The 24014-nt window shown below is 61.6% G+C and carries 15 protein-coding genes; 12 read left to right on the forward strand and 3 right to left on the reverse strand.

The features are described from left to right. The first annotated feature begins 217 nt into the window (after positions 1-217). From C1719_RS05330 to C1719_RS05340, 3 genes are all read left to right on the forward strand, one after another. Positions 218-499, forward strand: coding sequence for a chorismate mutase (locus tag C1719_RS05330; protein WP_102374175.1), 282 nt, complete (start codon positions 218-220; stop codon positions 497-499). Further along, positions 496-1296 (forward strand): 3-deoxy-7-phosphoheptulonate synthase, encoded by an 801-nt coding sequence (gene aroF, locus C1719_RS05335; RefSeq protein WP_102374176.1) that lies wholly within the window; start codon positions 496-498, stop codon positions 1294-1296. Before C1719_RS05330 ends, aroF begins: the two co-directional genes overlap by 4 nt. 303 nt (positions 1297-1599) lie before the next feature. Further along, on the forward strand, positions 1600-4026 hold the full coding sequence (locus C1719_RS05340) for an ATP-dependent helicase (protein WP_102374177.1): 2427 nt from the start codon (positions 1600-1602) through the stop codon (positions 4024-4026). A 138-nt stretch (positions 4027-4164) separates the two neighbouring features. Here the strand turns inward: C1719_RS05340 and C1719_RS05345 are convergent, their stop codons facing one another. Continuing rightward, entirely contained in the window at positions 4165-5934 is a 1770-nt protein-coding gene (locus tag C1719_RS05345) for an FAD-dependent oxidoreductase (RefSeq protein WP_102374178.1), read from the reverse strand. A gap of 227 nt (positions 5935-6161) precedes the next feature. Between C1719_RS05345 and C1719_RS05350 the strand changes: the two genes are divergently transcribed. Further along, entirely contained in the window at positions 6162-7646 is a 1485-nt protein-coding gene (locus C1719_RS05350; RefSeq protein WP_102374179.1) for a helix-turn-helix transcriptional regulator, read from the forward strand. A 17-nt stretch (positions 7647-7663) separates the two neighbouring features. Here C1719_RS05350 and sdaAA read toward each other — a convergent pair whose 3' ends face one another. After that, positions 7664-9292, reverse strand: coding sequence for an L-serine ammonia-lyase, iron-sulfur-dependent, subunit alpha (gene sdaAA, locus C1719_RS05355; protein ID WP_102374180.1), 1629 nt, complete (start codon positions 9290-9292; stop codon positions 7664-7666). 307 nt (positions 9293-9599) lie between these two features. Here sdaAA and C1719_RS05360 point away from each other — a divergent pair, with 307 nt between their 5' ends. Further along, positions 9600-10970, forward strand: a complete 1371-nt coding sequence (locus C1719_RS05360; RefSeq protein WP_102374181.1) for a putative manganese-dependent inorganic diphosphatase — start codon at positions 9600-9602, stop codon at positions 10968-10970. An 89-nt stretch (positions 10971-11059) separates the two neighbouring features. On the opposite strand, the gene C1719_RS05365 is transcribed toward C1719_RS05360, so the two are convergent. Next, positions 11060-11965 (reverse strand): LysR family transcriptional regulator, encoded by a 906-nt coding sequence (locus C1719_RS05365; RefSeq protein WP_102374182.1) that lies wholly within the window; start codon positions 11963-11965, stop codon positions 11060-11062. 154 nt (positions 11966-12119) lie between these two features. Here C1719_RS05365 and C1719_RS05370 point away from each other — a divergent pair, with 154 nt between their 5' ends. From C1719_RS05370 to fusA, 7 genes are all read left to right on the forward strand, one after another. Beyond that, positions 12120-12500 (forward strand): hypothetical protein, encoded by a 381-nt coding sequence (locus tag C1719_RS05370; protein WP_245874377.1) that lies wholly within the window; start codon positions 12120-12122, stop codon positions 12498-12500. 194 nt (positions 12501-12694) lie between these two features. Beyond that, the gene (locus C1719_RS05375) at positions 12695-15592 is read left to right on the forward strand and encodes a PD-(D/E)XK nuclease family protein (RefSeq protein WP_180963484.1); all 2898 of its coding nucleotides are present in this window, start codon (positions 12695-12697) and stop codon (positions 15590-15592) included. Further along, complete coding sequence (locus C1719_RS05380; RefSeq protein WP_102374184.1) at positions 15592-19056, forward strand: UvrD-helicase domain-containing protein; 3465 nt, start codon at positions 15592-15594, stop codon at positions 19054-19056. Before C1719_RS05375 ends, C1719_RS05380 begins: the two co-directional genes overlap by 1 nt. 422 nt (positions 19057-19478) lie before the next feature. Beyond that, positions 19479-20603, forward strand: coding sequence for a M20/M25/M40 family metallo-hydrolase (locus tag C1719_RS05385; RefSeq protein ID WP_102374185.1), 1125 nt, complete (start codon positions 19479-19481; stop codon positions 20601-20603). A 318-nt stretch (positions 20604-20921) separates the two neighbouring features. Further along, positions 20922-21296 (forward strand): 30S ribosomal protein S12, encoded by a 375-nt coding sequence (rpsL, locus tag C1719_RS05390; RefSeq protein WP_102374186.1) that lies wholly within the window; start codon positions 20922-20924, stop codon positions 21294-21296. Positions 21297-21374: 78 nt separating this feature from the next. Continuing rightward, positions 21375-21845, forward strand: coding sequence for a 30S ribosomal protein S7 (gene rpsG, locus C1719_RS05395; protein WP_102374187.1), 471 nt, complete (start codon positions 21375-21377; stop codon positions 21843-21845). 17 nt (positions 21846-21862) lie between these two features. Continuing rightward, positions 21863-23980, forward strand: coding sequence for an elongation factor G (fusA, locus tag C1719_RS05400; RefSeq protein ID WP_102374188.1), 2118 nt, complete (start codon positions 21863-21865; stop codon positions 23978-23980). Positions 23981-24014 lie beyond the last annotated feature (34 nt).

Genomic DNA, 24014 nt, shown 5'->3' on the forward strand with positions numbered 1-24014 from the left:
CGACGGCCCGTGCGACCGTCGGGCAGCGTTCGTTGCCTTGCGTTGTGCGCGAGATCTTCTCTGAGAACTTTTTCCGTCCGCTCCGTGCGCTGCGCGGCTTTTGCTATCATGATGCCCACACGAGGGCGCTCGCTCGCCTCGGTTGTCGCCTTCGGCGCTGCCGTTGCCGATGCGCCATGCTCGTTACCGTTTTTTTGTGGATTCGAAAGGAAAGCCGATGTCTGAAGAAAACAGCGTACTCGCGCAAATCCAAGAACATCGTGCAAAGATCGATGAGATCGATCGCGAAATCGTCTCGCTGCTGAACAAGCGCGCAGGCCATTCGCTGGTCATCCGTGGTCTCAAGCCCGGTGCTCATCTGGGCTTGTATGACGCGAGGCGAGAAGAGGAGATCTTCGAGCGGGTTGACAGCTATAACGAGGGTCCTTTGTATAACGAGAACCTGCGTGAGATATATGCCAGCATCCTCAAGGTTATGAAGGAGACCCCGTCAGTATGAACGAGCAGATAGCAAACAAACTGCCGGATTACGGGACGCGCTCTGACGAGATCACCATCTTCGCCGGACCGTGCTCCGTTGAATCCGAAGAGCAATTCGACGAAGTGGCCGAATGCATTGCGAGCCTCGGTCTCACGTGGGTTCGCGGAGGCGCGTTCAAGCCGCGCACCAACCCGCATTCGTTCCAGGGTCTGGGCGAGGAAGCGCTTCAGATCATGAAGGCATCGGGCGAGAAGTGGGGCCTCAAAACCCTTACCGAGGTTATGGACTCCGCGCATTGCGAGCTTGTGCACTCCTATGTGGACGGCTTGCAGGTGGGCGCGCGCAACTTCCAGAACTTCAGCCTGCTCAAGAACATCGGGATAGTTACGGCCGAGTCGCATAAGATGGTGCTTTACAAGCGCGGGTTCGCGGGCACCATCGCCGAATGGCTCGCTGCTACCGATTACCTTACCGCCGAAGGCAACGACAATGTGGTTTTGTGCGAGCGCGGCATCCGCACCTTCGAGACGGCTACGCGTTTTACGCTCGACATTTCGGCTGTGCCCGTCATCCACAAGCAGAGCCTCTATCCGGTGTGCGTGGACGTGTCCCATCCGGCCGGCGTGCGCGACCTCGTGCCGTCGCTTGCGAAGGCCGCCGTTGCGGTCGGGTGCGATTCGATCATGATCGAAGTGCACCCCAATCCTCCCAAGGCGCTCTCCGACGGTCCGCAACAGCTCACGCCCGCCCAGTTCACCGAGCTGGTGGCAGAGCTCCGCGAAATCGCCGCCGTATTCGGGAAGAAGATCGTGTAGCCCGCTTTGGGTTTGAACGCGAGCTGCGACGCCGATCTTGCAAGCTGATCCATGCAGCGCCGCCCGGAAACGATCCGGGTGGCGCTTTTTTGGTGCATGCATGTCTCGCGGGAGCCAAAATCGCCGACCTCTGTCGGGCGCGGCGGTCGGGGTTTCCCCACGCGCCTGGCGCATGCGGTTTCAACGCACCAACTTGCGCATTTGCATTTCTCGTTCAGCATCTCCCGCTGCGGTGAAGAAGCGCTAGAATAAACTCTTCCAAAACTTTAGCCATTGATGACCACTGATCCGAAAGCGTAGTCCATGCCTATCGACATCGATTCTCTGAACCCTGCCCAGAAAGAGGCTGTCCTCTGCACAGAGGGCCCGCTGCTCGTGCTCGCGGGAGCCGGGTCCGGCAAGACCCGCGTGCTCACGTACCGCATCGCCAACCTCATCGAGAACAAGGACGTCGCTCCGTGGCGGATCCTTGCCATCACGTTCACGAACAAGGCGGCGGCGGAGATGCGCGAGCGACTCGGGGCGCTTGTGGGGCCGGCTGCGCGCGGCATGTGGGTGTCGACCTTCCATAGCATGTGCGTGCGCATGCTGCGTGCCGATGCCGAGCGTCTGGGTTTCACCAAGGCGTTCACCATCTACGCTGACGACGATTCGAAACGCCTGTTCAAAGATATCATGGCGGAGCTCGATATCGATCCGAAGCGCTATCCGGTAAACGCGCTGAGAAACCGCATATCCACGGCCAAGAACGAGCTTATCGTACCGGGCGATTTCGAGGTGCAGGCGGCGGACCCCATTGCGAAGGTGGCGGCGCGCGTATACACGCGTTTGCAGGAGCGCTTGAGGGCCGCGAATGCCTTCGACTTCGACGACCTTTTGCTTTACGCGTACCTGCTGCTCAAGAACCACCCCGATGTGCTCGATGCCTATCAGGACCGGTTCCGCTACCTTATGGTGGACGAATACCAGGATACGAACCACGCGCAGTACGCGATCACCACGCTGCTCGCCGCCAAGCACAAGAACATCATGGTGGTGGGCGACGACGACCAATCCATCTACTCGTGGCGCGGTGCCGATATCCGCAACATCCTCGAATTCGAAAACGACTATCCCGAGGCCCATACCGTCAAGCTCGAGCAGAACTACCGCAGCGTCGGCAACGTCCTCGCCGCCGCCAATGCGGTTATCGCCAACAACCAGCACCGCAAATCCAAGAAGCTCTTCACTTCGGAAGGCGATGGCGATAAGATCCAGGTGTACATGGCCTCCGACGAGCGCGACGAAGGCCGCTGGATCGCGGGCGAGATCGAGAAACGCAAGGCCGAAGGGTTCTCGTACAACCAGATCGCCGTGTTCTACCGAACCAACGCGCAGAGCCGCATGATCGAAGATATGCTCGTGCGCGCGGGCGTGCCGTACCGCATCGTCGGCGGCACGCGCTTCTTCGACCGTGCGGAGATCCGCGACGTCATGGCGTATCTGACGCTTGTGGTGAACCCTGCCGACGACATGGCGGCCAAACGCGTGATCAACGTGCCGCGCCGCGGTATCGGCAAGACCACGATCGAGCTCATCGATCGCGAGGCGCGCGAGAACCGCATGACGTTCATGGAGGCGGTCGAGCTCGTTATCGGCGACGAGAGCGTTCGGCTTGCAACGCGCAAGGCGCTCAGCGAATTCATCGGCCTCATCAAAGATGCGAGCACCTACGGCGGCGACCTGCGCAAGGTGGTCGAGGCCATCATCGACAAGAGCGGCCTTATTTCGGCGCTCATCGCCGAAGACACCGACGAGGCGCGCGGCCGCGTCGAGAACATCCAGGAGTTCTTGGGCGTTGTGGACGAATATACCGATACGCACGACGAGGGCGATGCCGAATACGCTGCTCCCACCGCAGGCGGCCAGGCGCTTGCCGAGGCGAATGCTGCGGGCGCGCTCGAGGCCGTCGTCTCGGACGAAAGCGGGGATCTGCAGTTGTCCATCGGCATCGGGCAGGGCGAGGATGCCCCCGTTCGCGTGCTTTCCGCCAACTCGCTTGCCGACTTCATCGAATGGGTGACGTTGCGAACGGATCTCGACACCATGTCGGAGGACGGCACGGCGGTCACGCTCATGACGGTGCACTCGTCGAAGGGCCTCGAGTTCGACTGCGTGTTCGTGGGTGGCATGGAAGAGACGCTTTTCCCCCACATGAACTCGGTGAGCGATCCGAGCGGCATAGAGGAGGAGCGCCGGCTCGCCTATGTGGCCATCACGCGCGCACGCAAGAAGCTCTACCTCACGTGCGCTTATGCGCGTCAGATATTCGGCCAGACGCAGGCGAACCCCACTTCGCGCTTCATCGCCGAGATTCCGAGCGAGCTGCGTCAGACGACGGGTCTCGGTTCGTCGGGATTCGAGGGTACGGGCTGGGAGAAGCGGGGCAGCCGCAAGGGCATCGCCGGATCGGGAACCGAGGCGGGCGGCGGGCGCGTATTCGGCCAATCGAGCGCTTCGGGTCCGTCGAACCGCGCGACGCGAAGCTCGTATTCGGGATTCGTCCGCGATACGGGCAAGAAGGCCGCTGCGGGCATGGCGTTTGCGGTGGGCGATACCGTCGATCACAAGACGTTCGGCCGCGGTAAAGTCGTGAAAGTCGACGGCGACACGCTTCACATCAGGTTCGCGAAGACCGGTGCCACCAAGAAGCTTTTGAAGGATTATGCGCCCATCGTAAAGATAGGGTAGGGGTGCGGGCGAGCGGCATTGCATCATCGGCTGCGTGAACTGCCGGCGGCCAATCGAAGGGAACGCCCCGCACCAGTCGATGCGGGGCGTTCTTGCTGTCGGGCAATCTAGCTGTTGCCGACAGGGCGAAAGTGCCGCCTAGATGCCTGCGGCTGCATTTTCTCCTGCAAGCTTGCCGAACGTGAGTGCGCATGCGAGGCTGTGGCCGCCAACGGTTACGGGGTACTCGACCAGGTAGCGTCCGCCTTGGGTATTGCCTGCGACGTACAGGCCCTTGATGGGATCTCCGTTCTCGTCGAGCGGATGCAGGTCGGTATCGCATTCGAGTCCGCCCATGAGCACGAGCATGCCTGCGGAATCGAATCGACAGGCGTAGAAGGGCGGCGTGTCGACGGGGAACATGCGGCTCCCGATTTTGCCGTAGTCTTCGTCGACGCCTTTCGCGGCGAGTTCGTTGTATCGTTCGATGGACGCCTTCACGTTCTCAACCGGAAGGCCCATTCCCTCGGCCAGTTCCTCGATCGTGTCGGCTTTCAGGGTGACGGCGCTCTCCACCATTTCGTCGGTGGTATATCCGAGGGCAAACCCTTCGAGAACGGTTTTGTATTGATCTTTTTCATCGTCGGAGATGTAGTAGTTGACGAACCCGTGTCCGGTTCCCTGCGCTGCCAACTGCGTTTTCCAGTTGGCGTCGAATACCTGCCACGATTTAGTGCCGAGGGCTGCAAGCTCGGGATCGGGGGAGACGGGTTGGCGGGATAGCTGGTCGGCGATATTCTGACCGGGGATATCCTCGTTCATGAACCGATTGCCTTCCATGTTGAGCTGCAGGAAGGCATCGACGCCCAACGCGCCGCCCATATGATGGGTCATCGGCGCATAGGGCCCGAGCTCCATGTGCGCCCCTGCCCATATCCCCATACGCTGCCCGTCGCCGGTATTGCAGAAATCCCCGTTCACGTCGACTTCGCTGTAGAACGAGGCGAATTCGTCGGCCTGGGGGGCATAGTAGTGGCGCATCTCCTTGTTGCCGCCCATGTCTCCCGTGCAGAGGCAGACCGCTTTTGCGTTGATGCGCGTATACGCCTCTCCTTTGGCGTCGTGCACGTAGGCGCCCGTAACGGCACCGGTCGACTCGTCGACGATGAGTTGCTCGGCGAAGGTTCCGAACAGGAACTCTGCGCCAGCGGCGAGCGCTTTATCCCGGCAGTTCTCACAGCCCCATTGCATATTGGGATTGAGGTTGATGGTGCCGTGGAAGAACGGATAGAACTCCGTTTTGTAGTCGTAGCCTTCAAGCGGGGGCCAGAAGATGGGGCGAAGAAAATTCGGGTTGTCGGTAGTTTTGTTGTCGGCGGTTTTCGCTACGAGCTCGTAGTCGGCTCCTTCGACGAACCAGTCGAAGGCTTCGCCCGAATGGTCGTACCAGTAGTTGAGGAAATCAGGGTTGGGACGGTAGCACATGTCTTTCATGAGCTGATTGACTATATCGGCTTTCGGTGCCCACTCGATGCCGATGCTCTTTTGAATTTCGGAATTGACGACGCCGAATGCTCCAGCCATGCCGACGACGCCGATATCGTCCTGCCTTTCAACGCCGATGACGCGGGCACCTGCTTCGGCGGCGGCGCGCGATGCCGCTATGCCCGCTAATCCGAGTCCGAGCACGAGCACGTCGCAATCCTTCTCTTCGACAATATTTGCGGGAACTTCGGGCTTGGCGAGAAACGGCGGCGTGTATTCGGACGGATTGGCCGCCGTCGAACCGACGGTTTCGGTTGCCGCGTTTCCTTGGGCGGCCTTATCGGTCGGAGCACAGCCTGCAAGTCCTGCACTGGCTGCCACTGCAGCCGCTGCGCCCAGTCCGATGAAGGAACGACGAGACAGTTCGATGCGGTTTGTTTTCATGATACCCTCCTTGGTTTCCGTTTTGCTTGCTTGCGGCCCACTCGATGCGACCGCGAACCGAACGGTACCTCCTCGGTGCTTCCGAAAACCTCCTCCGAAGGCGGGTGATTTTTGCAAAAGTGCTGGTCTAAGCCACCTGAAACGGGTGATATAGAAGCGAGAGGGAGATAAGACGATTCCCGTTCGCTCTTCGGCGGGTATACTGTGGAAAAACAAGGAAGGGGACTATGGAGCGCTTGCATACAAACGTGCGAAACGTTGCTTTTCGGGATGCTTTATGTTTTGGGGGATACGCGCTGTACCTTGTTTTCTCGTATATGGCTTTCCATTCTTTTACGCTGTTCGCCCCTGCCGCCGCCCTCGATGCCGTTTCGCAGACGCTTTTTCTCACGACTGTCCTTGGTGCGAGGATATGCGTTTTTGCGGCCATCGCCTTCTTTTCGTTGCGCAGCACGGGTCCCGATACGCTTGTTTCGGTGCTCGTTGCCTGCGGAGTGGCCTTGTTCGGCTTTCTGGTCTGCGGGATGGCGCTGCAGTTTTCCGTTGATGTGGAATTCAGCCGCATTCTACCCTGGTTGATGTTCGGCGGCGTATGCCTCGGCGCAGGCGATGCCCTCATGGTTCTTTTGTGGGCACGGTTCTGCAAGACCTTTACGCTGCGGAGCGTTTACCTTTTCGTCCTGTTCAGCAACATGGCGAGTTTGGTGATCTATTTCCTTATGACGCTTCTGCCTCCCGCTTTGGTCGTATCGGCTACTGCGGTGCTCTTTGTTGTTTCGTCGGCGTGCGTGAAAAAATCGATTTCGATTCGCGTTCCGTCGGCGAGCGAATACTCGCTTCCCGTTGCCAAAAGCGCCGCGTCTCGCCTATGGCGTCCGGTGTTCGGCACGATGGTGTTTTGCTTTATGAGCGGGATGATGATGCAGATATCGGGCCAACAGGAGTTGCCGCTCTCGACGGTGCAGGAGACTTCCATCGTATCGAGCGGGATAGTCGTGGCGATTCTTCTTGTCCCTGCACTGGTTGTTTCGAAACCGCCGAACCTGAGCCGCCTCTACAAGATGGCTTTGCCGCTTTCCGCAGCGGGCTTTCTTCTCTTGCCGATACTCTGGAACGCGGCAGGGGGGATCGTCAATGCGTTCGCCCAGCTTGGCTCGATGGTTGCTGGCATTATCCTGTGGTGCATGCTGTCCGATATGGCGCGAGACACCCGGTTGCCTTCGCCGCTCGTGTTCGCCGTCGCCTTGGCATGCACGAATGTCGCTCAGCTGCTCGGCGTGCTCGTCGGGTTTTTCAATGCGTCGAGCATTACCTCAGGTGGAATCATGCTGACGGTAATAGCGCTCGTTTCGCTGTACTTGCTTTCCATGCTTTCGTTGTTTCTGTTCAAAGACAAAGGGCTTGCTTTGGCGGAGCCTGCGATGCCCGCTCCCCAGTTGGTCGTGCGCGAGGAGCAGTGGTTTTCCGCTCGCTGCGAAGAGATCGCGTCAACTCATCAGCTGACGGCTAGGGAGCAGGAGATATTCGTACTCCTTGCCCAAGGTCGCACGGTTCACGGCATCTCGGAGAAGCTCTACGTGTCGGAGAACACGGTCAAGTCGCATATCAAGAGCATCTATCAGAAGCTCGGAATTCACCTTCGCTCCGAACTGATCGAGCTCGTCAACCATGTTGATGACGAGCTCGAAAAACAAGTGAAGCAGATTCGCTGAGGAGTGCTCCCGCACCCCTACGAGCAGCTCATCCCCGGCGTGCACGAGGCGCAGAACCCGCAAGCGGCGGGTGTTGCGGCTATGCCTCCGAGCGCGCTTTCGCGCAGCTCGAAGGGAAGCGAGCGTCCCACTTTGCGCATCGCTTCGACCGTCTGGTCGAAATCGACGAGGTTGCCGATTCCCGCAAGTGCGATCTGCGCGCTTACGAGCGCGGTTGCGGCGCCCGCCGCGTTGCGTTTCTGGCAGGGAACTTCCACAAGCCCTGCGATGGGGTCGCATACGAGGCCCATCATGTTGGTGAGCGCGTTGCTTGCGGCGGCGAAGCACTGCGCGGGGGTTCCTCCTGCAAGTTCGACGGCCGCCGCCGCAGCCATAGCAGCCGCCGATCCGATTTCGGCCTGACAGCCCCCTTCGGCGCCGGAGACGGTGGCGTTGCGCGTGATGAGGTATCCGATGGCGCCGGCGCAGGCGAGCCCCCGCTTCAGATCGTCGTCGCTGAACCCCCTGCTATCCTGCAGGGCTAAGAGCACGCCGGGGATCACGCCCGCCGAGCCCGCAGTGGGAGCTGCGGCGATGCGCCCCATCGAGGCGTTCGTTTCGAGCACGGCCATCGAATAGGCGATGGCGAGCGAGAGCTGATCGTCGCAGAGGTTTCCTCCGAGCTTCCTCAAAGCAGAGAGCTTCAGGGCTTCGCCCCCGATCAATCCCCCCATCGAGGGAAGGGGCTCTTCGAGGGGGCGGGTTGCCGATTGCCTCATAACGGCAAGCGCTTCGTCGAGGTAGCCGTCGGTGTCGCTTGCGTAGCCGAGGCTGGCCGCAAGCGCGTCCTCTCGCTCCAAGAACGCTTCGGAGATGGACATGCCGCTTCTCTCGCAGAAAGCGAGCATCGCGGCGCCATGGGGGAAGTCGAGTTCGTCGAAGCGCATCTGAGCCGCTTCGACGTCGGCTGCATCGTCTTTCGAGACGCCGGTTGCGCTGTCACCGGGGATGATGCGCACGTCTCGGATTGCGGGATGCGCTTCGATGGCCGTTTTGATTTCGGGACAGACCGCCTGGTCGGTTTCCAGGATGGTGTAGGCCGCATCGCCCTTGCGTTCCCGGTACATGCGGGTTGTGGCGATGTTCACGCCCCAGTCGCTGATGCTTTTCGCGATGTGTGCGAGCACGCCCGCTTCGTCGCGTTGCCGGATCACGATGCTCGTCTTCTCGCCCGTCACCTCAACGTCTATGCCGTCGATTCGGCGAATGACCGCAGCGCCTCCGCCGATGCTCTCGCCGCGGATGCTCATCTCGCTGCCATCCGCATCGACGATGCGGATGTCGACGGTGTTGGGGTGGTCGTATTCGGCATCGGGTTCGGGGGTGAACGAGAACGCCAGACCGGCCTCGCGGGCAAGCTGGAACGAATCGCGTATGCGCAGATCGTCGGTATCGAGCCCGAGCATGCCCCCGACGAGCGCCTTGTCGGTGCCGTGCCCGACGAGCGTGTGGGCAAACGATCCGAGCAGCGAGAACTCGACGGTGCGGGGTTCGGCCAGGCAAAGCCTGCGCGCCATGTAGGCGATGCGCAGCGCGCCCGCGGTATGGGAACTCGACGGTCCGATCATGATGGGGCCGATGATGTCGCGTATGCTCAAGGTGTCCATTGAGGCCTCCTTGGAAGTGGTGTACGAATACGCGGTCATCGTATCACGACCGCAGGCGTCTCCATCGAATCGTAACGCCGCTCGGCAAGCGGATACCCAGGCGCGTGCAGCGGTGCGGTGCACGGTGCTGCGAAACCGCGTCCGCCCCGAGCCGCGATGGGCTGTCGGCGGGCGGCGGGCGGAATCGATTTATGATGAATGCTTCACATGGCGCGCATTTTCACGTGAACCAGCTACAATGGCTAACGTTTCGCCCGAGGGCGGACGTGCAGAAAACCCGATACATCTAACGCAAGGAGCACAGAGCATGACGGCACCTATCGTCATCGTAGGACACCGAAACCCCGACAACGATTCGATCAGCGCAGCGGTCGGCTACGCGTATCTGAAAAACGAGCTGGCCAAGCGGGAAGCGGAACGATCCGGCAAGGCGCCGGCGGAGTACGTGCCCATGCGTCTTGGCCCCATGCCCCCCGAAAGCGCTTGGGTGCTCGAGGAGAACGGCATCGCGGCTCCCGCGATACTGAGCCATATCCATGCGCGCGTGCTCGACGTGATGACGCCGAACCCCATCTCCATTCCGCGCACCGCAACGCTGCTCGAGGCGGGGCGCCTGCTGCGTAAGCACAACATCCGCTCGCTCGTCGTGGTGAACGACGATGAAACCTATCACGGCCTCATCACCACGCGCATGATCGCCGAGCGCTACATTTCGGCCACCGATGCGCTTGAGGACGACGGTTCCAACAGCATGGCGGTCGCAGGCGACCTTATCGCTTCGCTCGGCCAGAAGGTCGATGAGATGACCGAGACCGATGTGCTTGTGCTCGATAAAGAGGGCCTGCTGAACGAAGCCGTTGAAGACCTCATGGCAAGCGCTTTGCGCGAGGCGGTCGTGCTCGACGACGACGGCTATTGCATCGGCATCGTCACCCGCTCCGACGTGGCCACGCGCCCGAGGCGCAAGGCCATCCTCGTCGACCACAACGAAACGCGCCAGGCCGTGCACGGCATCGAGGAAGCCGATGTCGTCGAGATCGTCGACCATCACCGCATCGGCGATGTGTCCACCACGAACCCCATCCAGTTCTTGAACCTGCCCGTGGGCTCGACGGCTACCATCGTCGCCATGGAGTTCGAGCGCCACGGCGTTGAGATTCCGAAGTCGATTGCGGCGGTTCTCCTTTCCGCCGTCATGACCGATACCGTTATCCTCAAATCGCCTACGGCGACGCATTTCGATCGCGAACAGGCCGAACGCCTCGGCGCTCTGGCGGGCGTCGATCCGACCGATTTCGGCCTTGCCGTATTCAAGTGCCGTGGCGGCGAGGACGACCTGCCGGTCGACAAGCTCGTCGGGGCCGACTCCAAGGAATTCCAGCTCGGCGATTCCACCGTGCTCATCGCGCAGCACGAGACGGTCGATCTGCCCGCCGTCATGGAGCGTGAGGATGAGATCCGCGCTTACATGCGCCGGCTTAAAGACGATAACAAATACGAGTTCGTGCTGTTCATGGTGACCGACATCATGGCGGAGGGCAGCCAGTTCCTGTGCGAGGGCAACCGTCGCATCGTGGATCGGGTGTTCAACATCAAGTGCACGGGCGTGGGCGGCACGTGGATGCCGGGCATCCTGAGTCGTAAGAAGCAGGTTGCAGCCCGCATTCTCGGCTCGTAGGTTGTTGCGCGCCTTCGGGCTGTGAGCCGGTGCGCATTCTCGGCTCGCAGACCGATTCGCAGGTAGCATGCTCAAGCGGGCGGTGCGCTTCAGGCGCGTCGCCCGCTTTCTTTCTCCCAGACTTTTCCGATATGTTCGATGAGGAACTCCTCGAACCGTTTCGCTTCCGGGGATTGCTCGCCGTCCGAATCCACGATGGCGACGGTTCGCGTAAAACGGGCATCGGCGAGGGCGACGAGATCCGCTTCGTAATCCGAAAGGTCGCCCCAGCTGCATTCGGGCCAGAACCCGATGCCGAGGCCGAGTCCGATCATCTTCTTCACAACCGAAGGATTGTCGCTTTCGAAGGCGATGTGCGGCGTGAAGCCCGCGAGGGCGCAGAGCTCGTCGCAAAGCGTCCTGAAGGCCTTCGATCCCGCTAGGCAGATGAAGCGGCTTTCGACCAGATCGTTCAGATCGACGGGCTCGGGGGGACGCGAACCTCGGCTCGCCATGGCGATTCCGATGCGTTCGGTGAACATCGCTTCAACGGCGGCGTCGGGCGGTGCAGCGCTCAGCCCGTGAAACGATCCGTCGGAAGCGAGGGCCGTCACGTGGATATCGCACAAAGGCTCGTGTTCGTTCTGGCTGATGAGGAAACGGGTATCGGGATGCTCGGCGCCGTAGAGCGCGATCGCGTCGACGACGATGCCCGAAGCGGCCTGAATGTCGATGCGCACCGTGCGCCGTTCGCTTTCCGAGAAAGCGGCGATATCGCGGGCGATGCCGTCGATGCTTTCAAGGGCGGGCGCGAGCCTGTCTTTGAGGTAGGATCCTGCGGGAGTGAGTCTGATGTTGCGGCCCGTATGCTCGAACAGCTTCACTCCGAGCTCGCGTTCGAGACGGCGGATTGCCTGGGAGAGCGCGGGCTGCGCCACGTGGAGCTTTTTGGCGCTGTTCGTTACGTGTTGGCTTTCGGCTACTTCGAGGAAGTATTTCAGCTGCAGCAGTTCCATGGGCAGGCCTCCGCTTATTGATAATGTATAAGTTATTATAACAATAGAAACAATATATTAGACGGTATCGAAAGAAAAGCGTAGCGTAATGCATGTTGGCTTTCAATCGATATGGCCGCGCATCGGTGCGTCCACTGGCAGGAGATGATTCTTCGTGGCTGAATTACTCGAAGCGGCAATGCTCGTTTGCTTCGGACTCTCATGGCCTCTCAATGCGTACAAGGCGTACAAAGCGGGTACGGCAAAGGGAACGAGCTGGCAGTTCATCGGGTTGATCACGATCGGGTATGCGGCGGGCATCGCGGCCAAGTTCGCGTCGGCTTCGATCAACTGGGTGCTCGCGGTGTATTTCATCAACGTGATATGCCTCGGCGCCAATTGGCTCGTGTATTTCAGGAACCGCAAGCTCGATGCTGCCGCCGATGCGGATGCCGCCCGTGCGCTTGCCGAAGAGCAAGTGTGCCGTACGCGCGTCGAAGAGGCGCTTGAAGAGGGCTTTGCCGGTGGCGTGCGCGCCGCTACGCGCGGCATCTAGGCATTTAGGCAGTCGTCCGGCTGCGCCCGCGTGGCTGTCGGCTGCGACTGCGCCGTTGCGTGCACCATCGAAGCCGTCCAGTCGTTCCCCTTACGAGCTTCGGCCCCAGGCATCGTTCGGCCCGTTGTTTGGCGACCTTGCGATGGGAGCAATCGGGCATGCGCCTGGGCGCCGTACTTGGGTATAATGGCGGCATGACTCTCATCCGAACCGATACACCGAATGCTGCGGCAGCCGACGAGGCTGCGTTCGAATACGCTCTTTGCGCCTTCTCGGAAGGCGCGCGGCCCGTTGTCATCGTGCCCTCCTACGACGAGGCGGTCCGCCTCAAGAAAGCCTGGGCCGAGCGCATGTCGTTCGGCATCGACGTGGTTACGCTTTCGTCGTGGGCAGCCGACCTGTGGGAGCTGTTCGGCGATGGGCGCACGTTCGTGGATTCCGTGCAACGCGAGCTCATTGCGGCGGCAGCCTTGCGCAGTTATTGCGAGCAAAACCCCGAATGCCTTTTGCAGCCTACCCCGGGAACGCGCGCGTTCATCGCGCGCGTTGCGCGCGAGGCGCTGCCGAAGGCGACGGGCGAGCACGAGCTGGGCCGGGGCGAGCGCGAGGCGGTCGAAGTGCTCGAGCGGTATCGCGAGATCGCGGCTTCGGCGGGCCTGGTCGAACAATCCGAAGCCCTCGCGCTGCTTGCGGACGCTTCCGTGCTTGCGCGGTACCGTCCTGCTGCCGTAGGGTTCGAAGCCGATGCGTTCACGGCTGTCGAGCGGGATTTTCTTTCGCAGGCGGGAACGGTTGCGTTCGTCAACGAGAGAAGCGAAGAGCCCTTCGGAAGGCGTGCGCCCGAGCTTGCCTCGCTGCTTGCAGCGCTCTTCGAACCCGATGAGGAGCACCCCGTCACAGCAACCGGTGCGGTGCGGTTCGTGCTGCCTTCGGGACGCTACGCTGAGCCCCGATTGCTGTGCGACGCCGTCGAAGCCGTCCGATCCGCCGATCCCGATGCGTCGATCACGGTGGCGGCGCGCGATGCCTTTGCCTGCTTCGAGGAGCTCGCGCCGAGGCTTGCCGAGCGCGGCATCGCGGCCGAAGTACGCGGCAGCGTTTTGTTCGCTGCGACCGAATTCGGCTCATCTTGGCTCGCTTTGCTCGAAACGCTGTTCGGGGAAACCCCGCTTCTTTCCCGTGCTGCGGCGGATTTCGCGATCGGCGCCTATTCGGGCGTCGGCGTGCGCGGCGCATACTGGATGGATGCGCGCTGGAGGGCGAACCGCTCCGTCGATCGCGATTCCATCCTGACCGATCTTGCCGGAAGCGCCGATCATGGGCTCAACGGCTTGGTGGGATCCCTCGAAAGCGGCCGGGTGGAAGAGGCGTTCGATATCCTGCAAGCCCATATGCTCAAGCAGGCGGGATGGCCCGAGGGCTACCGCGATCGGCAGATGTCGGCGCTCGCTTTGGCGCGCACCGTCTTCGAAACGGCGCTTGCGCTCGGGGCCTGCACGGAGGATTACCGCTCGGTGCTCGGGGAGCAGAGCCTGTTCGTGCGGACCGCAACCGATCCGGCGGCCAACCGGGCGGGCGGCGCGAACGGCTTCCCGAAAGGCGAGCGCGACGATGCGGACGCCGGCGCACCACCCGTTCTGATCGTCGATCTCGAGGGGGCTGCGGCTCTGGGCGCGGCGTCCTGCGATTGCCTGCTCGTCACCGATCTGACGGCGGCGGCGTACCCTGTGCGCGATGACGGCGGTGCCGTCTCGTCGCTGCTTGAGAAGCTCGATGCGGCGGGCGAGCGCGACGGGCTCTCTTGCGCGCGCGCAACGTTCGCCGATGCGCTTTCGGTGCCGACGGGGCTGCTCGTGCTGTCGCGCCCGCTCAACAACCCGGCAGGTGACGAGGAACGCCCTGCGGTCGTGTTCGAGGACGTGATCGACTGCTATCGCTCCGAACTGCAGAACCCCGGCGAGACCGACAAAAGGACGGGTCTTACCGCGGAGCTTCTTCCTTACGCGAGCACCCTCGGCGAACAGGGCTCCTACGAGAACCTTTCATTCGAAGGAAGGCCCCAGAAGATGGTGGCCGAGATTCCCGTCATGCCCACCGGGTTCGTCACGCCCGCCGCGCGCGACAAGATCCTTCTGCCCCAGCAATGGGGCGGGGTGGTAAGCGAAGGCTACAGCCTCTCTCCTTCGGCGATAGAAAGCTACCTCGAGTGTCCTTACAAGTGGTTCGCCCATCGCAGGCTTCGGCTCGAAGAGCTCGATGCGGGGTTCGGGGGCCGCGAGTTCGGCTTGTTCGCCCACCGTGTGCTGGAGCATTTCTACGCTCGATTCAGGTGCGAAGTCGCTCCGAAGGTAACTTCCGACACGCTGCCGCAGGCGCGTCGCATACTCGAGCGCGTGTTCGATGAGCAGCTGGCCTACGACGCGACGCTTGTCGGCGATTCGACGGCGCTCGTTGCGCTCGACGATCTGGAGCGGCGCGAAGTTGACGACCTCAAGCGCAAGCTCATCGGCTATCTTGATCGGGAGGCGCGCCTTTTGCCCGGCTTCGCTCCGCTCGACGGCGAGGTGAGCTTCGGTCGGAAGCAGGGAGCTTTCGAATATGCGGGCTTCAAGGTGAACGGAACGATCGATCGCGTCGACGTGGACGGGTACGGCCGTGCGGTGGTCGTCGACTACAAGGGCGCCGTGGGCAAATCCTATGCGCTGAAGGAGAAGGCGGATGCCCCCTTCGCGCTGCCCCGCAAGGTGCAGACGCTCATCTACGCGCAGGCCGTGCGCAAGACCATGGGTCTCGAACCGGCAGGCGCGCTCTATCTTTCGTATGGCAAAGACGGGGGCATCGCCGGATCGTTCGACCATGCGCTGCTCGATCCTGGGAAGGATCTGCTCGGCATCGATGCCGCCACGTGCGGAACGCTCGGTTTCGCCGAGCTGCTCGATCGCGTCGAGGAGGCCGTGGCCGCCCGCCTCGAATCGCTGCTTGCCGGCGATATTCCCGCATGTCCGCGCGACGAAGACGCCTGCACGTACTGCCCGGTTACCGTCTGCAGCGTGCGCGATGCGTTGCAGCGCCGTAGCGAGGGGGATGAGTGATGGGTTCGGTATCCTACACGCACGAGCAGAAGCTCTGCATCGAACAGCTTGTCGGGCCGGTCGATATCTCGGCAGGCGCCGGGTCGGGAAAGACGTTCACGCTCTCGCAGCGCATCGCCTACGCCCTCTCGCCTGAATCGGGCTCGGGCATCGACGACATCGACCAGGTGCTCGCCATCACCTTCACCGACAAGGCCGCATCCGAAATCAAAAGCCGCGTGCGATCGACTCTGCGTGCGAGCGGCCTGTTCGAGCCCGCGCTCAAGGTTGATTCCGCGTGGATATCGACCATCCACGGCATGTGCTCGCGAATACTGCGCGCCCATGCGCTCGAACTCGGCCTCGATCCCGGATTCGCGGTCATCGGCGACAAGGAACGCCAGGAGATGCTCGACGCCGCCGTGAACGAGGTGATCGGGGAGGATTCCGAAATCGTGAGCCGCTCCGAATTCGATGCGCTGTTCGAGGCGTTTCCTGCGCGGAGCAGCGGGTTCGGAGGATCGTCGATATCGTCGATGGTTGAAGAGCTCATCGCGAAGGCGGCGGGCATGGTGAGAGGGTTCGACGGGTTCGAGACGGGACCCGATCCGGCATCGCCTACGGAGTTGGCGAAGCGGCTTCTTATCGCATACGAAGAGGTGCTTGCCTCTTACGAAGGCGCCAAGCAGACGGCTTCCCTCGAGAAGAACCGTGCATTTGCGCTCGATGCCGCCCAGGCCTTGCAGGAATTCCTCGAATCGGGCGATGAAACGCTCGACGGCTTTATTGCCGTACTCGATGCATGCGAATTCCTCGGCAAGCGCGGGTGCCCTGCGGAGGAAACCGAGTACTACCAGAACGTTCACGCGGGCGTTGCGCAAGAGGCATTCCTCGCGAAGGCGCGCCCCCTTCTGGACGATTTGCTCGCGCTCGCCAGGCGAGCGCAGGGCGTTTACGAGGCGAGCAAGCGCTCGCGCGGTGTGCTCGACAACGACGATCTGCTCAAACTTGCGCTCGATGCGCTCTCCCGCGAACGGATCGCGCGCGAATACCGGGATCGCTTTCGGCTTGTGATGGTCGATGAGTTTCAGGACACGAGCCAGCTGCAAATCGAGATCGTCCGCCATCTGGCGGGCGAGGGTCTGCGCTACCTGTGCACTGTCGGCGATGCCCAGCAGAGCATCTACCGGTTCCGCGGTGCCGACGTGAACGTGTACAAGGCGTTTCGCGCGGGGCTGGAAACCGACGAGGTGCGCGCCGGCGGCGGGTCGCCGACGCTGCTCAAGCTGTCCCGCAACTTCAGAAGCCATGCCGACGTGCTCGCGTTTGTGCGCGCCGTCTGCTCCCAAGACCAGGTGTTCGGAGAGGATTTCCTCGATTTGACGGCGGTATACGATGGAAGCGGCTATCGCTGCGCGAAGCCGCGCATCCAGCTTGTGGCCGCTACGATTCCCCAGGGTCTGCCGGGCAAGACCGCCGACCTCGTCGAGGCGGAGGCGCGTGCGATCGCGCGCTACTTCCGCGAAATGCACGAGGCGGGCCATCCCCTCTCCGACATGGCGGTGCTGCTCGGCCGCATGGCGTTCGCCGAAGCGTACGCGCAGGCCATACGCGACGAGGGTTTCCCGTGCATCATCGCCGGCGGCTCGCTTTTCCATAGGTCCCCCGAAGTGAAGGTTGTCGAGCGACTGCTTCGCGTGCTTGCCGATATGGGTGATACCCAGGCGCTCTTCGAGGTGCTGACCAGCCATATGTTCGAGCTTTCGGCCGATGATATGCTCGAGCTCGCAACGGGTTTCGACGAGGCGAACGGCATTCCCATCAAGCGCGATCTCAGCAAGGGGTTCGCTGCCCTGTCCGATTGCGCCGATGAACTGTCGCCAGGTTTGCGCCATGCGGTGCTGCTCATGCAGAAAGCGCAGATGGAGATCCGTTACAAACCACCTTCGAGGGCGCTTGCGAACGTGCTGCTCGATTCGGGGTGGATCGCGCGCCTCGAGGCTCAGGGGGCCGAGGGTTCGGCGCGCATTGCAAACGTTCTCAAGGCCGTGCGGTTCGTCGAATCGATGGAGCGCGACAAGGGCTTCGGCATTTCCCGCTGCTCTGCGGAGTTCTCCGCGATGATCGCCGCCGGCATGAAGGAGGCGCCCGGAGCGCTTTCGGCCGATGGGCAAGAGGCCGTGAAGATCATGACCATCCATGCTTCGAAGGGGCTGGAGTTTCCCGTCGTGGCGCTCGCCCGGTTTGCGAAGGGTCCCTCGGGTCCCTCGGGAAAGCTCGTTGCCGAAACGATGGGAAACAGCACGTATCTCTCGCTTGCAGCGCCCTCTTCGATGCCCGTCAAAGGATCGCTTTCAGCCAAGGCGCAGGGAAAGCCGTACGCGGCTCCCCTAGGGGCGGATCCTCGCGCGGCAACGGGGCTGCTCGACTATCACGCCTCGCTCAAGCGGGTTTCGCGCATCGAGGAGGAGGCCGAGGAACGCCGCCTGTTCTATGTGGGCGCAACGCGCGCCAAGGAGGCGCTTTGCGTGGTGATGGGCATCAAGGAGCAGAAAACCGATCCGTACAAAGCCTATCGCGGCGCCATCGACGATATCCGTTCGGCGCTCTGCGGCGAAGGGCTGTTCCCATCCGAGAGCATTTCTTTCGAGTACGGTGGAAGCGAGCCTGCCGAGTTCGTGCGGGTTATGGCGGTTTCCGAAAGCGAGCGGGAGGCCGAGGATCCGACATGCCGGCAAGCGGGAACGTGCGCCGATTCGGAGGAGCTGGGAGTGGTGAGCATCCCGGACATCGAGCCGTTCTCGCTGCTCGAAACGCGCTCGACTTCCCGGGAGGATACGGGGCTCTTCTCGTATTCGTCGATCGCCGAAGCGCACGATGCGGCTTCTGTCGAGCTCTCGTCGGCATCCGGGACGTTTGCATCCGATGCCGATAAAGCCACCGATTTGGGTTCTGCCTTCCATCGGCTCGCCCAGCTCGCTGCCATGCGTTCGATCGATTTTGCCCGATCGCGCATGGGCGCGGTGGCGGCGGCGTACGGCATCAAGGATGCCGAACGGCTGCACCGTGCCGTGGATCGCTGGTTCTCGTCGCAGGTTTGCGCAAAAGCGCTCGGCATGCGAAGCCATGAAGCCGAGGTTCCGTTTTGCGTGGCGGTCGCAGGTGCGGGGTGCCTCGAGGGCGAGATCGATCTTTTGTGCACCGATGACGCCGCCCGCGCTTTCGTCGTCGATTACAAAACGGGCGGAAACGATGCCGAAACCGATGAGCAGCTGCACGAAAAGCACCTGTTGCAGGCGCAGTGCTATGCGTATGCCGTGTTGAACCAGGGCTTCGAATCGGTCGAGTTCGCGTTCGTCCGCGTTGAGCGGGATGATCCTTCGGGCGGCGATACCCTGCAGGCGGTGCCGTATCGGTTCGAGCAGAGTGACATTGCGATGCTCGGCGAGGTTATTGCCGAGCGATACCGGGCATCGCAGGGGTGATGCGGCAAGAAGGGGTGCGGCATGCAGCGAGCCTTTACGGTTGATCTTTGAAAGCGAACGCGCCCCGCAAGAAACGGGACGCGTGTTGTTCGTGCAATCGCCTATCCCGGCAACACGTCTTCGAGCGGGCTCTTTGGTACGCGGTGCACTCGGTCCCCATCGCTTTTCACGACAAGCAGATCATGCGAAACGCGGTCTGCTTCATGGAATCGGCGGCAGCTTCGGCTCGCTGCTGCGATGTCTTTGAGCATGAGGACTTCAATCCTTCGGCTTTGACTATAATGAAGCGAAAGGAACGGCGGCGCAAGGCAGGCCGAAAAGCGTTTCTCGGCTGTTCTACTCGTACGGTACCGAGGGCGCCCCGTGCGTCGATTGCAGCTGCTTGCATGCGCCGAAACACGACAGACTAAGGAACGAAGCATATGAACGCAACCTCATCCCATTCCCGCTTGCTCGATACGTTTTTCGAACTCGTCCGCATCGACAGTCCTTCGCGCCATGAGGCGGAGATGGTCGCATACTGCAAAGGCCGCCTCGAAGATCTCGGCTTTGCCGTGCGCATCGACGATACGAGGGAGTCGACAGGCTCGGATACCGGAAATGTTATCGCCCATCTGCCTGGCACCGCACCGGGCCATATCGCGCTTTCGGCACACATGGATTGCGTGAGCCCGTGCTGCGGTGTAGAGCCGATCGTCGAGGGGGGCGTGGTCCGTTCTGCGGGAGATACCGTGCTTGGCGCCGATGACAAGGCGGGCATCGCTGCCATACTCGAAGCGCTCGAAACGGTTGTCGCAGACGGGAGACCCCGCCCTGATATCACGGTCGTGTTCACCGTCTGCGAAGAGTTGAGCCTTCTCGGCGCCGGAGCGCTCGACCCCGATCTGTTCGATGGGACGGTGCCGTGCTTTGTGTTCGATGCCGATGGTGCGCCTGGGTCGATCGTGCTCGGGGCTCCGTACCACTACACGCTCAATGCGGCTTTCACCGGCAAGGCGGCACATGCGGGAGTCGAACCCGAGTGCGGCGCGTCGGCTATACAGATGGCTGCGGCGGCGGTGTCGGCCATGGAGCTCGGCCGCCTCGACGAATGCACGACGGCGAACATCGGCATGGTGGAAGGCGGGCGCGAAGTCAACATCGTTCCTGATCGCTGCACGCTTTCAGGGGAGTGCCGATCGTTGTACGAAGATCGCGTGAACGCGCAGCGCGACCGCATGACCGAAGCGCTTGCCGACGCTGCCGACCGCTTCGGCGGTTCGGTCGATATCGACTGGCGCGAAGATTACCCAGGCGTGCTGTTCGACGAAGCCGATCCGATCGTCGAGAAGCTCTTCTCGGCCGCTCGTGCAGCGGGCCTCGAACCGAGGACGACGGTGTCGGGCGGGGGCGCCGATGCCAATCTGCTCGGCACCAAGGGCGCGAAAGCCGTCACACTTGGTATCGGCATGACGGCTTTCCATTCCCTGCACGAGCACATCGCCGTGGCCGATATCGAGGCCACCGAACGGTTCATCGAAGCGATTATCGCCGAGTTTGCAGACTAGGCTTTGACTGCGCGGCGGGCCTCAGCACGGGTTTCTCGGTGCATGCTGATTTCTTCAAAAAACCTTTTCAAAGGTGTTCGCGATGTGCCGATGTATTTGCTCATCAGGCATAACGCGTAGGCTGTGTTATGGATACACCCGGGTGCGTGGCGTTTGACAAGCCTGTTGGCGGGTGATAAAGTTCTCGTTCGCGTCTCGTAAGGGGCGCGGTTTTTCGTGTGCGTAACAGCTGAACGCACTCGAAAAGTTGGAAAGATGAGACTACCTATATATACAGTATAGGCGGCTCGAAACGGAAAAGGTAGAAGGAGTACAGCTTTGCCTACAATCAACCAGCTGGTCCGCAAGGGCCGCAGCAAGTCGGCCGAGAAGAGCAAGACGCCGGCACTGAAGGGCAACCCGCAGAAGCGCGGCGTATGCACCCGCGTGTTCACCACGACCCCGAAAAAGCCGAACTCGGCTCTTCGCAAGGTCTGCCGTGTTCGCCTGGTCAACGGCATGGAAGTCACCGCGTACATTCCCGGTGTCGGCCACAACCTCCAGGAGCACTCCATGGTGCTTTTGCGCGGCGGCCGTGTTAGGGACCTCCCCGGCGTTCGCTACAAGGTCATCCGCGCCGCGCTCGACTGCGCAGCGGTGGACAACCGCAAGCAGGCTCGCAGCCGCTATGGCGCCAAGAGGCCCAAGAACTAGTAATCGTTAAGTCGCGCGGGCCATACGGGCCTAATGGGCGAAAAGCCCCGAAGCGCGCAGACAGGAAAAGGAGAAAGAATGCCGCGTCGTGCAGCAGCAATCCGCCGCGAAGTGCAGCCGGATGCAACGTACAACAACCGCTTGGTCACGCAGCTGATCAACAAAGTCCTACTCGACGGCAAGAAGTCCGTCGCCGAGGGCATCGTCTACGGTGCCTTCGATCTCATCGAGCAGAAGACCGGCGGCGATCCGCTGGCCGTGTTCAAGAAGGCCATGGACAACGTGCGCCCCACCCTCGAAGTCAAGCCGAAGCGTGTCGGCGGCGCCACCTACCAGGTGCCGATGGAGGTCAACTCCCGTCGCGCCACCACGCTCGCGATCCGCTGGATCGTCGACTTCTCGCGCAAGCGCAAGGAGCACACCATGAAAGAGCGCCTCGCCGCTGAGATCATGGATGCTTCCGAGAACACCGGCGCTTCGGTCAAGAAGCGCGAGGATCTTTACAAAATGGCCGAGTCCAACCGTGCATTCTCGCACTATCGCTTCTAAGAAGGGCGGTATCGAGAATGGCAATTTTACCTTTGAAGGATACGCGCAACATCGGCATCATGGCCCATATCGACGCCGGTAAGACCACGACTACCGAGCGCATCCTTTACTACACGGGCAAGACCCACAAGATCGGCGAGGTTCACGACGGCGCTGCTACCATGGACTGGATGGTCCAGGAGCAGGAGCGCGGCGTAACCATCACCGCTGCCGCCACCACGTGCTTCTGGAAGTATCCCGGAGGCGCCGACAACGGCAAGGAATACCGTTTCCAGATTATCGACACGCCCGGCCACGTTGACTTTACCGCCGAAGTGGAGCGCTCGCTGCGCGTCCTCGACGGCGCCGTTGCCGTGTTCGACGCGGTTGCCGGCGTGCAGCCGCAGTCTGAAACCGTTTGGCGTCAGGCCAGCAAGTACGGCGTGCCCCGCATCGCCTACATCAACAAGTACGACCGCGTGGGTGCCGACTTCTTCAACGCCATCCAGACGATGAAGGACCGCCTGGGCGCACCGGCCGTTGCCGCGCAGATGCCCATGGGCGCCGAGGACAACTTCTGGGGCGTCATCGACCTCGTGACCATGACCGCATGGGACTTCAAGGCCGATGATAAGGGCATGACCTATCCCGAACCCATGGACGCCATTCCGGCTGAGTTCGCCGAAGAGGCCGAAATGCGTCATCAGGAGCTTCTCGAGGCTGCCGCCGACTGCGACGACGACCTCATGGAGAAGGTTCTCATGGAGGAAGAGGTCACGGTCGACGAGCTGAAGGCCGCCATCCGCAAGGGTACGATCGCCTGCAAGATCCACCCTGTTTTCGTGGGTTCTTCCTACAAGAACAAGGGCGTGCAGGAGCTGCTCGACGCGGTTGTCGATTACATGCCGAGCCCCGTCGACATTCCTGCCATCAAGGGCACGAACCCCGACACGGGCGAGGAAGACGAGCGCCCCTCCGACGTCAAGGCTCCCTTCTCGTCGCTGGCGTTCAAGATCATGACCGACCCGTTCGTCGGCAAGCTCACCTACCTCCGCGTGTACTCGGGCCAGCTCGATTCCGGTTCGTACGTGCTCAACGCGAGCAAGGGCAAGAAAGAGCGTATCGGCCGCCTGCTGCAGATGCATTCCAACAACCGCGTCGACATCGACGAGTGCGCCGCTGGCGACATCGTTGCAGTCGTCGGCTTGAAGGACACCTCCACGGGCGACACCCTGTGCGATGAGAAGCATCCGATCATCCTCGAGTCCATGGAATTCGCCGAGCCGGTTATCGACATCGCCGTCGAGCCGAAGACGAAAGCCGAGCAGGACAAGATGGGCGTCGCGCTTCAGAAGCTCGCCGAAGAAGATCCGACCTTCCGTGTTTCCACCAACCAGGAAACCGGCCAGACTATCATCGCCGGCATGGGCGAGCTCCACTTGGAGATCATCGTCGACCGCTTGCTGCGCGAGTTCAAAGTCGAGGCGAACGTCGGCAAGCCGCAGGTTGCCTATCGCGAAACGGCCACCAAGCCGGTTCAGGGCGCCGAGGGCAAGTTCGTCCGCCAGTCCGGCGGCCGCGGCCAGTACGGCCATGCGGTCATCAACCTGATTCCTCAGGAGCCGGGAGCGGGCTACGAGTTCGAGAACAAGATCGTGGGCGGCGTTGTTCCCAAAGAGTACATCACGCCTATCGACAAGGGCATCCAGGAAGCGCTCAACTCGGGCGTTCTGGCCGGGTATCCCGTCGTTGACATCAAGGTCGAGCTCGTCGACGGTTCGTATCACGAGGTCGACTCGTCCGAAGCTGCGTTCAAGGTTGCCGGTTCCATGGCTATCAAGGACGCCTTGAAGAAGTCGAGCCCCGTTATCCTCGAGCCGATGATGTCGGTTGAGGTCGAAACGCCGGAAGAGTACATGGGCGACGTTATGGGCAACCTCTCGAGCCGCCGTGGCCAGATCCAGGGCATGGGCGATCGCGGCAACGCGAAGACCATCAAGGCCAAGGTTCCCTTGAGCGAAATGTTCGGTTACGCAACCGACCTTCGCAGCGGTACGCAGGGTCGTGCGGTCTACACGATGCAGTTCGACTCCTACGAGCCGGTTCCGAAGAACGTTGCAGAAGAAATCATCAGCAAGGCTGGCGGAAACGCGTAGGCCCGACGGCTCGCATTTCGCTCATGCATAATGG

The organism is Raoultibacter massiliensis (assembly GCF_900199545.1).
In the GTDB taxonomy this organism is placed as follows: domain Bacteria; phylum Actinomycetota; class Coriobacteriia; order Coriobacteriales; family Eggerthellaceae; genus Raoultibacter; species Raoultibacter massiliensis.

Coding starts and splice junctions, on each gene's coding strand:
- C1719_RS05330 (WP_102374175.1), top strand. CDS start 218: ATGTCTGAAGAAAACAGCGTACTCGCGCAAATCCAAGAACATCGTGCA.
- aroF (WP_102374176.1), top strand. CDS start 496: ATGAACGAGCAGATAGCAAACAAACTGCCGGATTACGGGACGCGCTCT.
- C1719_RS05340 (WP_102374177.1), top strand. CDS start 1,600: ATGCCTATCGACATCGATTCTCTGAACCCTGCCCAGAAAGAGGCTGTC.
- C1719_RS05345 (WP_102374178.1), bottom strand. CDS start 5,934: ATGAAAACAAACCGCATCGAACTGTCTCGTCGTTCCTTCATCGGACTG.
- C1719_RS05350 (WP_102374179.1), top strand. CDS start 6,162: ATGGAGCGCTTGCATACAAACGTGCGAAACGTTGCTTTTCGGGATGCT.
- sdaAA (WP_102374180.1), bottom strand. CDS start 9,292: ATGGACACCTTGAGCATACGCGACATCATCGGCCCCATCATGATCGGA.
- C1719_RS05360 (WP_102374181.1), top strand. CDS start 9,600: ATGACGGCACCTATCGTCATCGTAGGACACCGAAACCCCGACAACGAT.
- C1719_RS05365 (WP_102374182.1), bottom strand. CDS start 11,965: ATGGAACTGCTGCAGCTGAAATACTTCCTCGAAGTAGCCGAAAGCCAA.
- C1719_RS05375 (WP_180963484.1), top strand. CDS start 12,695: ATGACTCTCATCCGAACCGATACACCGAATGCTGCGGCAGCCGACGAG.
- C1719_RS05380 (WP_102374184.1), top strand. CDS start 15,592: ATGGGTTCGGTATCCTACACGCACGAGCAGAAGCTCTGCATCGAACAG.
- C1719_RS05385 (WP_102374185.1), top strand. CDS start 19,479: ATGAACGCAACCTCATCCCATTCCCGCTTGCTCGATACGTTTTTCGAA.
- rpsG (WP_102374187.1), top strand. CDS start 21,375: ATGCCGCGTCGTGCAGCAGCAATCCGCCGCGAAGTGCAGCCGGATGCA.
- fusA (WP_102374188.1), top strand. CDS start 21,863: ATGGCAATTTTACCTTTGAAGGATACGCGCAACATCGGCATCATGGCC.